The 13,434-nt window shown below is 32.7% G+C and carries 9 protein-coding genes; 8 read left to right on the plus strand and 1 reads right to left on the minus strand.

The genetic code is table 11. The features are described 5' to 3' along the window. Positions 1 to 48: 48 nt before the first annotated feature. Complete coding sequence (locus tag IAA47_03575; protein MBU3842051.1) at positions 49 to 2,340, minus strand: patatin-like phospholipase family protein; 2,292 nt, start codon at positions 2,338 to 2,340, stop codon at positions 49 to 51. A 112-nt stretch (positions 2,341 to 2,452) separates the two neighbouring features. On the opposite strand from IAA47_03575, the gene IAA47_03580 reads away from it, so the two are divergent. The 8 genes from IAA47_03580 to tuf all read left to right on the plus strand — a co-directional run. Next, positions 2,453 to 3,847 (plus strand): TolC family protein, encoded by a 1,395-nt coding sequence (locus IAA47_03580; protein MBU3842052.1) that lies wholly within the window; start codon positions 2,453 to 2,455, stop codon positions 3,845 to 3,847. Between the two features lie 4 nt (positions 3,848 to 3,851). Next, complete coding sequence (locus tag IAA47_03585) at positions 3,852 to 4,967, plus strand: efflux RND transporter periplasmic adaptor subunit (GenBank protein ID MBU3842053.1); 1,116 nt, start codon at positions 3,852 to 3,854, stop codon at positions 4,965 to 4,967. A gap of 9 nt (positions 4,968 to 4,976) precedes the next feature. Further along, a complete protein-coding gene (locus tag IAA47_03590; protein MBU3842054.1) occupies positions 4,977 to 8,042 on the plus strand; it encodes an efflux RND transporter permease subunit in 3,066 nt (1,021 codons plus the stop codon). Positions 8,043 to 8,118: 76 nt separating this feature from the next. Further along, entirely contained in the window at positions 8,119 to 10,035 is a 1,917-nt protein-coding gene (locus IAA47_03595; protein ID MBU3842055.1) for an ATP-binding cassette domain-containing protein, read from the plus strand. Between the two features lie 170 nt (positions 10,036 to 10,205). After that, complete coding sequence (rpsL, locus tag IAA47_03600; protein ID MBU3842056.1) at positions 10,206 to 10,574, plus strand: 30S ribosomal protein S12; 369 nt, start codon at positions 10,206 to 10,208, stop codon at positions 10,572 to 10,574. Positions 10,575 to 10,598: 24 nt separating this feature from the next. After that, complete coding sequence (gene rpsG / locus IAA47_03605; protein ID MBU3842057.1) at positions 10,599 to 11,069, plus strand: 30S ribosomal protein S7; 471 nt, start codon at positions 10,599 to 10,601, stop codon at positions 11,067 to 11,069. A 55-nt stretch (positions 11,070 to 11,124) separates the two neighbouring features. Continuing rightward, complete coding sequence (fusA, locus tag IAA47_03610) at positions 11,125 to 13,206, plus strand: elongation factor G (protein ID MBU3842058.1); 2,082 nt, start codon at positions 11,125 to 11,127, stop codon at positions 13,204 to 13,206. A 98-nt stretch (positions 13,207 to 13,304) separates the two neighbouring features. After that, positions 13,305 to 13,434: elongation factor Tu (gene tuf, locus IAA47_03615; GenBank protein ID MBU3842059.1), on the plus strand; the 130-nt coding region annotated here is incomplete at its 3' end.

Genomic DNA, 13,434 nt, shown 5'->3' on the forward strand with positions numbered 1-13,434 from the left:
AAAAGTCAAGTTCAAAAAATTTTTTGATTATATATTTTGCTAAACAAACTAAAATAGATATCCTAAATATAGTTCAAACAGAGGAGAAGAGGTATCTATATTATTTGAAACCATAAATGACATAGGACCTAAGAAGGTATCCCAACCAATTCCTCCACCATATCCGTACTCTTTATCTTTCCAAAGTTCTGTTTTTCTTTGAAAAGATAGGTCCGCATTAGAATAGGTTAAAATATTATAAGTAGCTAATAGGTAGAGTGTATTTGTAAGATTATATTTCATACCAATAGATCCAATATAAAACTCATCACTATATCTTCCCATAATTGGTAATCCGGTGAAAGAGTAACTTATTTCAGAGTTTTTACTTCCCCCTATTCTAAAGAGTTTTGTATTTTCAAGAGAGTCACTTGAAATTTTTCCTAAGCTTCCACCTAAAGATAGAGAGAATTTGTTTGTCATAGGAAAATTAAATGAGAAAACTCCAGAAAAACCGTTATAGTTACTTTCTTTCTTAATCTCTTCACTTGTAAAAGCTTGGATCAGGAAGGTACTTCCGCTAGAAGGAAAAGCCTTATTATCTAAGGTATCAAAATAGATAAAAGGTTTTAAATATGCAAACTGATTATTTCCTTTAAAATCTGAGTAGCTTTGATCCCCTTCATAATATCTAGTAGAGTAATTTTCATATCCTAATTTAAGTCCCATTGCTGTACTATTAGAAAATGTACTACCTAAAGTAAATTCAGTAGTAAAGATTTCATTCTTATAAGTAGATACTTTATCTCCATCTTTGAATATAAAAAGAGGAAAGTTTTTATACCCAATATCAAAAGAGCCTAAAATCTTAAAATCTCCTATTTCGTAGAAATAAACATTATTTAAAAATACTTTTGGATATTTTGAAAGTTCTGCAGTAAGAGTATAGTTTTGTGTCCAAACACCAAAGTTTGGAATAGTTGTAGCTATTTTTACAGAGGCACCATATTCAGAAATATAGTTTAGAGAGGTTCCAATGTTGATGCTATCCTTCTCTTTTATAGTAAAAAGAATATTTTCACCATCTACCTCATAGTAAACCTTTTCTACATAGGGAATAGAGTATATTTTTTTAGTCCAAAGTTCTAAATCCTCTTTTGTATAAGTTTTATTGCTGACATTTGGTGAGAGATTTTTTACTTTTCTCTCTGTCAAAATTGAGTTTCCAGAAAGAGTTACTTCTGATATTTTAAATTTTTTCTCTTTTAAAGCTCTCTCCTTTTGATTTTCAAACTCTTTATCAAAAGTTAGATTTTTAAGAAGATAATCAAATTGATGAGTAGCAATAATTCCCTCATCGACTAAAGAGGAAAGGTTAGAAAAATCAATCGTATTATGCTCTTTTACATTTGGTACTATTAAAATATCAGCTATTTTCTTTTGAAATTCAGTATTTTTGGTACCATTATAAGTAGATATTTTATCAAGTACAGCTATAACACTGGAATTACTTCCAATTTTAGAAGAGTCTGCTCCAATATCTACGGCAATAACTATATCTGCTCCCATATCTAAAGCGACATCAACAGGAAGATTACTTGTTACTCCTCCATCAACATAGTAATTTTCACCATCTTGGACTGGTTCTAAAAAACTTGGAATGGCCATACTTTTAAAAGTAGCAAGGGCAAGATCACCACTACCTACTACAACCTCTTCACCACTATTTAAATTAGTTGTAATAGCTCTATAGGGAATAGGAAATTCATCAAAGTTTTTAATTTTTTCAGCCCGACTAAATATACTTTTTAGTTGTAGGTATATGTACTCACCATTTAAAAATCCCATAGGAAGGGATAGATTCATATCTTTATCAATACTTACCTTAAATGGATATTTTTCATTTATAAATTTATCTTCAATATTTCTTAAATTTCTATCTTTGTTATTATTCATCAATGAGAAAAAATTCATATCTAGTATAGTTTTTTCGATTTCCTCTGGAGAGTAACCTATGGAATACATAGCTCCAATAATACTTCCAGCACTTGTACCAACAACAAAGTCTATAGGAATTTTATACTCCTCTAATACTTTTAGAACTCCAATATGAGCAGCTCCCTTTGCACCACCACCACTTAAAACAAGAGCAATCTTTGGACGTGTATTAGATTTGCCAGTAGTAATTTCTTCTGAATTAATTTTTGATATTTTTTCTTTTAAATTTTCTAAAGCATATTTTTTCTCCATAAGAATTTCAATCTCTTTATCTATTGCAGATATTCGTTCATTTTTACTTTGATATCCATCTGCAAAAATAGAGATAGAGATAAAAAGAAAAAATAATAGTTTATACAACATATAACCTCCTAAAATATATAGCTAAATAATAATAAATATGTTAACATTATATCATGAAAAGGAGGAGCTAAATAATTTTAATTTAAGAAAAATATCTAAAAAGGAGAGGGATATGAGATTGAAAAGTTTGATAATACTTTTTTCTATACTTGTATTAGGGTGTAGTAATAATCAAGTAAAAGAAGAAAAACTCGTTACAATACAAGAGGAAAGAGAGTATTTGAAAAAGTATGGAGAAACACTTTCATTAGAAGAGATCTTAGAAATAGCGAAAGAGAGAAATCTAGATCTAAGAATAAAGGGGTTAGAAAGAGAGATAGCCACTTTGGACAAAAAAATAGCTTTTGGAAACTTTTTACCTACTATTACTTTAGGAGGAAGTTATACAAGATTAAATGACGAAATCGACATTGAGATGGATCTTAATATGCCAACACTTCCAATTCCAGGGTTATCCTTACCGTCAAGTCTTCAAACTAAGCTGATAGATAAAAGTTTTTATACAACTGGTGTAGCTGCTCAGATACCAATATTTGTGCCATCTACTTGGTATCTATATAGTGCTATGAAAAAAGGAGAAAATATCAGCCAGTTAGCAGAGAGCTTAGCCAATAAGATGTTACAACTTCAAGTTATGAGTGAATATTTTTATATACTAGCTTTAGAATCTGAGAGTGAAACACTTAATAATAGTTTAAAGTCTACCTTGGAATTGGAGAAAAAGGTGGAGACATCTTTAAAGGTTGATGGGGTATTGGAGTGGGAACTTCAAAAGGTACAGGCCTTTGTAGAAAGTCAAAGGATAGCTTTAAATAAGAATCAAAGGGATTTAAGAATAGCAAAGATGGCTCTTAAAAGAACTCTTAATTTAAATTTACAAGAGGATATAGAGATTGAGAAAATAGAAGTAGATGAGGTATCACTGCCACCATTAGAGGATTGTGTATATAAAGCTCTCAATGGAAATGAGATTTTACAAATAACAGAAAAGGGAAAAGAGATAAGTGAGGATTTAAAGAAGATAGCTATTACCAATTTTTTACCTAAGATAGTACTAGGAGGAGGTTATATTAATAATAGTAACCAAACTCTTGTAGATCCAGATTTTTTATATGGAAACGTAACTGGAGTAATAAGTATTTTCAATGGATTTAAAAATATAAATGAGTATAAGAAAGCTGTGAGAAGAGAGAAAATTGGAGAATTAACTTTAGAGAAACAGTTTATGACTACTGTATTAGAAGTGACAAAAGCCTATGAAAATGTAAAAACTTCAGGTGAGTTATTGAGAATGGCAAAATTAAATTATGAAGCTGAAAAGGGAAAATTAAATCAAAGAAAAGTGGAGAGAAAAGTAGAGATGATAGGAGATGAAGAGTACTATCAAGCTCTAGCTGAGTATAATGAAGCTTTGAGTTTAAAAGAAAAGGCACAGTATCAGTATGAGATGGCTCTAGGAGCTTTGAGTATAGCTATGGGTGAATCACCATTTAGAGGAGGAAACTAGGAATATGAAATTTAAAGTAATAGTAACTATTTTAGCAGTTATGATGTTAGGATGTGAAAAAGAGAGTAAGGAGATGATTAGACCTGTTCAAACAGCAGAAGTAATATCTCTTCCACAAAAGTTAAGTTTAGAGTATCCGGCTATTGTAATATCAGAACATGAAACATTGCTAGCCTTTAGGGTTGCAGGAGCTATTGAAAAAATGGAGGTAGAAGTTGGAAGCTTCGTTAAAAAAGGTGATGTGATAGCTCAAATGGATAGAAGGGATTATGAGGTTCAATTAAAAGCCTTTGAAAGTAAGAGTAAGGTAGCAAAAAATGCCTATGAATCAGCTAAGGCTGTGGCTGAAAATGCTAAAAAACAGTATCAAAGGGTAGAGGTTTTATATAAAGAAAAAGCAATTCCAAAGAAGAGTTATGATGAAGCTCTGGCAGGAGTAAAGGCAGCAAGTGCTGGAGAGCTAGCTATGTTATCTCAATATCAAGAAGCTTTACAGGGAGTAGAGAATTGTAAAAATCAATTAAAAGATACAGAGTTAAGAGCTCCTTATGATGGATATATTAGTAAAAAATTTATGGGAGAGGGTGGAGTTGTAGGGGCTGGAATACCAGTTGTGGCAATCTCCTCTGAAAATAGTAAGCAAGTGAGAATAAATGTATCTGAAAGAGATATAAAGGGAATTGAAAGTGGAACGGGAGAGTTTATTTTTAATGGTAAGCACTATAAATTAAGTATAGCAGAGATAGGAAAAGTAAAGGGTATTGGAAAAATGACTTACCCAGTAACATTTAATTTTTTAGAGAAAAATAATGGACTTTTAATAGATACAGTTGGAATGGTAAAACTTGAAAGTGATACTCAAGGAAGAAATGAGGTAACTATACCAGTAGAAGCGATCTTTGAAAGAGATGGAAAAAGTAGGGTATGGGTATATTCAAATGGTAAGGTAACAAGTAAAGAGGTGGAGATGATAGCTCCATATGATAATGGAAAGATAATTGTATCCGGAGTAGAGGTTGGAGATAAGGTTGTGACTAGAGGGGTACATGAGTTAAGTGAGGAGCAAAAAGTAAATGAGTTACCACCATTTACTGACACAAATATTGGACAAGTATTATAGGGGGAGAATATGAAATTTATAGATTACTCAATAAAAAATACAGTAGTTGTAAGATTCTTAGTTTTCCTCTTAGTGATAGGAGGAATATTTTCCTACAACAGATTAGGTAAATTAGAGGATCCAGAATTTAAGATAAAGGAAGCTCTAGTAATAACACTATATCCAGAGGCAGATGCACATACTGTAGAGTTACAGGTAACAGATAAGATAGAGGAGGCAGTAAATAAACTTCCAAATATAGATTATATTCAATCTGTATCTAAGCCGGGATATTCTGAAGTTAAGATAAAACTAGATGAGGGGTTATCAGCAAAAGAGGTAGATCAATATTGGGATAATTTAAGGAAGAAGGTAAATGATGCCAAGTTATCACTTCCATTGGGAACAATATCCCCTATTGTTTTAGATGATTATGGTTCTGTCTATGGAATGTTTTTAGCTGTAACTAGTGATGGCTATACACACTCAGAACTACAAAAGTATACAGAATATATTACTAAAGAGTTGAACTCTTTATCAGGTATCAATCAAGTAGCTATTTTTGGAAAAACAAGTGATGCTATAAATGTGATAATAGATAGAGAGAAGATTAGTTCAATGGGACTAAATACTAAGATAATAGCTACTACTCTACTTAGTGAAAACTTAATCTCTGGTGGTGGAGTAATTGATTATGGAGATTTGAGAGTACCAATAAGGTTTAATAATGATATAAAGAATTTAGATGATTTAGGAGAATTAATAGTTTTTTCAAAAAAATTTCCTGATGGTAGCAATCAAATAGTAAGACTAAAAGATATAGCAACATTAGAAGAGGGGTATGTAGAGCCAATTAGTCAAAAAATGTATTTTAATAATAAGATGGCTATGGGAATATCATTATCTCCAGAGAAGGGAACAAATGTTGTAAAAACTGGTGAGAAGATAGATAAAAAAATAGAAGAGATCAAAGAGAAATTACCAGTTGGGATAAACGTAGAGAAAGTGTATTATCAACCAGAATTGGTAACAACAGCAATTAATAACTTTGTAGTAAATCTTATTCTATCAGTTGTTACAGTGGTTGGAGTTTTACTTTTTACTATGGGAATGAGAAGTGGATTGATAATAGGAAGTGGATTAGTACTATCTATTCTAGGAACTCTAGTATTTATGTATGGTATGAATATAGATATGCAGAGAGTTTCATTGGGTTCATTTATTATAGCTATGGGAATGTTAGTAGATAACTCGATTGTTATAGTTGATGGAGTACTTGTAAGAAGAAGTAAGGGAATGGGTATGGAGGAAGCGTTGAAGGAGTCAACTTATAAGCCAGCTATTCCACTACTTGGAGCAACTCTTATAGCGGCAATTGCATTTTTACCAGGAGCAACTATGCCAACATATGTGGGTGAGTATGTAAGCTCATCTTTCTGGGTTATTGGTATATCATTACTACTAAGTTGGGTACTATGTCTTACTCAGACTCCTGTATACTGTAAGCTTTATCTTGAAGGAGGAAAGGTTACAACAGAGAGTGAGAGAGAGAAGAAATTTTATAAAAAGGCTAAAAGTTTTCTGATTTTACTTTTGAATAAAAGAAAGTTAGTGTTATCAATACTTTTAGGTGTTTTTATAGGAAGCTGTTTACTATTTATAGCTATTCCTAAAACTTTCTTCCCTGACTCAGATAAGAGAGGATTTACTATAAATATGTGGGCACCTGAGGGAAGTAAAATAGAGGTAATAGAGGAAGCTAGTGAGAAATTAAGAGATTATCTTTTACAAGATGAGGAAGTAGTTAATATAACTAGTACTATAGGGGCTTCACCATCTAGATACTATACAGCAACTATACCAGAGATGCCAAATACATCTTTTGCTCAACTTATACTAAACGTAAAAAAGGTAAAAGATGTAGAGAGAGTAGGAGCAAAGGCAGTAGAGTTTGCAAATAAAAATATAGCTGGAGTAACAGTAAGTGTGAAGAAATATCCGAATGGAGTACCAGCACAATATCCAATAGAAATTGCATTTTCTGGACCAGATCCACAAATACTAAGAGACTTAGCTCAAGAGGCTACAGAGATAATGAAAACATCTCCGAGAGCTTTAAATGTAAAAAATAACTGGAGAAACAAATTACTAGCTTGGGAAGCTGATTACTCTCAAGTTAAAGGAAGAAGAGCTGATATATCTCCAATAGATCTAGGAACAGGAGTTATGAGAAGTGGAGAGGGAATGCCAATAGGTAAGATAAAACAGGATAGTAAGCAGGTTACAGTTTTATTAAAAGAGAGAGGAAAAGAGGGAAAAAATCAGTTAACTAATATAGAGCAGACTCCGATCTGGGGATTGAGTTTAGAATCACAACCGCTATCAGCTGTAACAAATGGAGGAAAATTTGTATTTGAAGAGGGAGAAGTTTGGAGAAGGGATAGAGTTAGAACTATAACTGTTCAGTGTGATGTTCCAGTAGGAGTGGCTGCAGAAGATGTTAGAAAAGAGTTTAAATCTAAGATAGAGGAGATAAAACTTCCAAAGGGATATAAGATGTTTTGGTTAGGAGAAGCTCATGAACAGGAGAAAAATAATATGGCGATAGCTATGGCAACTCCAATACCAGCAATGCTTATGTTTATAATATGTGTACTTCTTTTTGGAAATATAAAGACTCCTATTTTAATAAGTATAACACTTCCTCTTGCTATAATCGGAATAGCTCCAGGGTTATTTATAACAGGTAAGAGTTTTGGGTTTATGTCAATAATAGGTGCTCTTTCTCTAACTGGAATGATGATTAAGAATATGATAGTTATGATGGATGAAATTAACTATGAGATGGATGTATTGAAAAAAGATAAGTTCTTAGCTTTAGTGGATTCAGCTGTAAGTAGAATAAGATCAGTAGGACTTGCTGCACTTACAACTATATTTGGAATGATTCCACTACTTTGGGATCCACTATATGGAGATATGGCAGCTACAATAATTTTTGGATTATTTGCCTCTACAATGCTTACTTTATTTATTTTCCCAGTAATATATGGAACAATAAATAAGATCTATCCTAAAGAAACAATCAATGAGTAAGAAATTTATCAGTAAGTATATAAAAGTATGATATAATAGATAGGATAACAAAAATTTATTGAAAGGATAGTTAGAGATGGCACTTTTACAAGTTAATGATTTATATATGGGATTTTCTGGAGAAACACTATTTAAAAATGTTAGTTTCTCTGTAGATGAAAAGGATAAGATAGGGATAATTGGAGTAAATGGGGTTGGAAAGTCAACTTTAATAAAGATACTTATAGGACTTGAGTATGATGAGGTAGACCCTGCTACAAATCAAAGAGGAACAATAGCAAAGAAAGGTGGCTTAAAAATAGGCTACCTTTCTCAAAATCCAAATTTAAATAAAGAGAATACTGTATTTGAAGAGTTGATGACTGTATTTGATAATCTTAGACAGGATTATCACAGAATTCAAGAGCTGAATATAATATTAGCTGAAAATTTAGATGATTTTGATAAAACTATGGAAGAGCTAGGAAAAATAACAGCTAGATATGAGCAAAATGAAGGATATGCTGTTGAATACAAAGTAAAGCAGATTTTAAATGGACTGAGTTTATCAGAAAACTTATGGAATAGTAAGGTTGGAGACCTGTCTGGAGGGCAGATGTCAAGGGTAGCTCTAGGAAAGATACTACTTGAAGAGCCAGAGCTTTTAATACTAGACGAGCCTACAAACCACTTAGATTTAAATGCAATAGAGTGGCTTGAAAAGATGTTGAAGGATTATAAAAAAGCTGTAATGGTAATTTCCCATGATGTGTATTTTTTAGATAATGTAGTAAACAGAGTATTTGAAATGGAAGGAAAAACATTAAAAACTTATAATGGAAACTATACAGATTATACTATTCAAAAGGAAGCTTATATTACTGGTGCTGTAAAAGCTTTTGATAAAGAGCAAGATAAGATAAGAAAAATGGAAGAGTTTATCAGAAGATATAAGGCAGGGGTAAAATCTAAACAGGCTAGAGGAAGAGAAAAGATTTTAAATAGAATGGAAAAGATGGAAAACCCTGTAATCAGTAGAAAGAATATGAAGTTGAAGTTTGAAACTGATTTAACTAGTGTAGACCTAGTATTAAGAATAAAAGATATGTCAAAATCTTTTGAAGGAAAAAAAATATTCTCTAATATAAATCTAGATGTATATAGAGGGGATAGAGTAGGAATAATAGGAAAAAATGGTGTAGGAAAATCAACACTTCTTAAGATAGTAAACTCACTTGAAACAGCTTCTAGTGGAGAGTTTAAAATTGGAGATAGAGTAAAGATTGGTTACTATGACCAAAACCACCAAGGGTTAAATCTAAATAGAACTATTATAGAGGAGTTAATGTATAATTTTACACTGAGTGAGGAACAAGCAAGAAATATATGTGGTGGTTTTCTATTTAGTGAAGATGATGTATATAAAGAGATAAAAAGCTTAAGTGGTGGAGAGAAGACAAGGGTTGCTTTTATGAAACTGATGTTAGAAAAGCCAAACTTCTTAATATTAGACGAGCCTACTAACCACTTAGATATATATTCAAGAGAGATATTAGAGGAAGCTTTAGAGGATTATACAGGAACAATATTAGTGGTATCTCATGATAGAAACTTCCTAGATTGTGTTGTAAATAGTATATATGAGATAAAAAAAGATGGAGCTGTTATGTTTAAAGGAGATTATAATAGCTATCTACAACAGAGAGATGGAGTAAAGGAAAAGGATGAGAGTAAGGATAAGGCAGTGCTTAGCTATGAAGAGCAAAAAAGAAATAAAAATAGAATCTCATCTCTTGAGAAAAAAATAGTTAAAGCTGAAGAAACACTAGCCAAGCTTGAAGAGAAAAAAGCTTTAAAAGAGGAAGAGTATAATGAAGCTGGAAGGGTAAATGATTTGGATAAGCTTCTTACTATTCAAAAAGAATTGGAAGATTTTGATATGGAGATAATGACAGTTATGGAAGAGTGGGAAAGTCTAGAAGAGGAATTAAAATCTCTAAGAGGAGAAGCTTAGAAAAATAAAGGAAAATTAAAAAAACTCTTTATAATTTTTAAAAATTATGATATAATAAGAAGGATTTATAAAATGTAGCTATATTTTTATTGACTTTTTGGTAATAAACCATTATAATATTCAAGTTATAATAATTAAAATAATATAAAAAAATTAGGAAGGAGGGTAAAATGCCTACTTTAAGTCAATTAATAAAAAATGGTAGAGACACTCTATCAGAAAAGAAAAAATCACCAGCATTACAAGGAAACCCACAAAGAAGAGGAGTTTGTGTAAGAGTTTATACTACTACACCTAAGAAACCTAACTCAGCTTTAAGAAAGGTTGCCAGAGTAAAATTAACTAACGGAATCGAAGTTACTTGTTACATTCCTGGAGAGGGACACAACTTACAAGAGCACTCAATCGTACTTGTAAGAGGAGGAAGAACAAAAGACTTACCAGGGGTTAGATATAAAGTTATAAGAGGAGCTTTAGATACAGCTGGAGTTGCTAAGAGAAAACAATCAAGATCTAAATATGGAGCTAAAAAAGCGTAATTATAGGGAGGTGAACAGTTAAAAATGTCAAGAAGAAGAGCAGCAGTAAAAAGAGATGTACTACCTGATTCTAGATATTCTGATAAGGTGGTAACTAAAGTTATCAACTCAATCATGTTAGATGGTAAAAAAGCAATAGCAGAAGGAATATTCTATTCAGCTATGGATTTAATAAAAGAGAAAACTGGTCAAGAGGGGTACGATGTATTTAAACAAGCTTTAGAAAACATCAAACCACAAATCGAAGTTAGATCAAGAAGAATCGGAGGAGCTACTTACCAAGTACCAGTAGAAGTTAAAGCAGATAGACAACAAACTTTAGCTATCAGATGGTTAACTCTTTATACAAGACAAAGAAAAGAGTATGGTATGATCGAGAAGTTAGCAGCAGAATTAATCGCAGCAGCTAACAACGAAGGAGCTACTATTAAGAAGAAAGAAGATACATATAAAATGGCAGAAGCTAACAGAGCTTTCGCACACTATAAAATCTAATTATTCTGTATAGAATGTTATAATCCGTTTTAAAAAATTCGAGGAGGAAATTTTAATGGCTAGGAAAGTTTCATTAGATATGACTAGAAACGTTGGAATCATGGCTCATATCGACGCAGGAAAAACTACTACTACTGAAAGAATCCTATTCTATACAGGAGTAGAACATAAATTAGGAGAGGTTCACGAAGGTGGAGCTACAATGGACTGGATGGAACAAGAGCAAGAAAGAGGTATCACAATTACTTCAGCTGCTACAACTTGTTTCTGGAGAGGTCACAGAATAAATATAATAGACACACCAGGACACGTGGACTTTACAGTAGAGGTTGAAAGATCTCTAAGAGTTCTAGACGGTGCGGTTGCAGTTTTCTCAGCAGTTGACGGGGTACAACCTCAATCAGAAACTGTATGGAGACAAGCTGACAAATATAAAGTACCAAGAATCGCATTCTTCAACAAAATGGATAGAATTGGTGCTGACTTTAATATGTGTGTAAACGATATTAAAGAAAAATTAGGAGCAAATCCTGTACCTATTCAATTACCAATCGGAGCAGAAGATAACTTCGAAGGAGTAGTTGACTTAATAAAAATGCACGAAGTAGTATGGCCAGTTGACTCAGACAACGGACAAAACTTCGAAATAAGAGAAATCAGAGCAGAATTAAAAGATCAAGCTGAAGAATTAAGACAACACATGTTAGAATCAATCGTTGAAACTAGCGACGAGTTAATGGAAAAATTCTTTGGTGGAGAAGAAATTTCTGAAGAAGAAATCAGATCTGCTTTAAGAGTTGCTACAATAGAAAACGTAATCGTTCCAGTAACTTGTGGAACTGCGTTCAAAAATAAAGGAGTTCAAGCATTACTTGACGCTATCGTTGATTACATGCCAGCTCCAACAGACGTTGCAATGGTAAAAGGAACAGATATGAAAGATCCATCTATCGAAATAGATAGAGAAATGTCTGACGAAGCTCCATTCGCAGCTCTAGCATTCAAAGTTATGACTGACCCATTTGTTGGAAAGTTAACATTCTTTAGAGTATATGCTGGAATAGTAGAGAAAGGATCATATGTTCTAAACTCTACAAAAGGTAAAAAAGAAAGAATGGGAAGAATTCTTCAAATGCACGCTAACAAAAGAGAAGAAATCGATGCAGTTTACTGTGGAGATATTGCTGCAGCAGTAGGATTAAAAGAAACTACTACGGGAGATACTCTATGTGCTGAAGATGCACCAATCGTTCTTGAGAAAATGGAATTCCCAGAACCAGTTATCTCTGTTGCTGTTGAGCCAAAAACAAAAGCAGACCAAGAGAAAATGGGAATCGCTTTATCAAAACTTGCTGAGGAAGACCCTACATTCAAAGTTAAAACTGATGAAGAAACTGGACAAACTATCATTTCAGGAATGGGAGAACTTCACCTTGAAATCATCGTAGATAGAATGAAGAGAGAATTCAAAGTTGAATCTACAGTAGGTAAACCACAAGTTGCTTATAGAGAAACAATACTTGGAACAACTGACCAAGAAGTTAAATATGCAAAACAATCTGGAGGAAGAGGACAATACGGACACGTTAAAATTATCCTTGAGCCAAACCCAGGAAAAGAATTTGAATTTGTTAACAAAATTACTGGAGGAGTTATCCCTAGAGAATATATTCCTGCAGTTGAAAAAGGATGTAGAGAAGCTCTTGAAAGTGGAGTTGTTGCAGGATATCCAATTGTTGACGTAAAAGTAACATTATACGATGGATCATACCACGAAGTTGACTCGTCAGAAATGGCGTTCAAAGTTGCTGGATCAATGGCTGTTAAACAAGCTGCAGCAAAATCTAACCCAATCATTCTTGAACCAGTATTCAAAGTAGAAGTAACTACTCCAGAAGAGTACATGGGAGATATCATCGGAGACTTAAACTCAAGAAGAGGAATGATCGGTGGAATGATCGATAGAAATGGTGCTAAGATCATAACTGCTAAAGTACCTTTATCAGAAATGTTCGGATATGCAACTGACTTAAGATCTAAATCTCAAGGAAGAGCTAACTACTCAATGGAATTTGCTGAGTATACACAAGTGCCAGCTTCAATCCAAAAAGCTATTCAAGAACAAAGAGGAAAGTAATAATCTTTGTTGATTATAAAATAAAAATAAATAAGGTTGGTGCCTAGCACCAACCACAACTAATAATAAATTTAAAAAACCTTAGGAGGAGAATTTAAATGGCTAAAGAAAAATTCGAAAGAAGCAAACCGCACGTTAACATCGGAACAATCGGACACGTTGACCACGGAAAAACAACAACAACAGCAGCTATCTCTAAAGTATTATCAGATTTAGGACTAGCTCAAA

The organism is Candidatus Fusobacterium pullicola (genome assembly GCA_018883725.1).
Classification (GTDB): Bacteria; Fusobacteriota; Fusobacteriia; order Fusobacteriales; family Fusobacteriaceae; genus Fusobacterium_A; species Fusobacterium_A pullicola.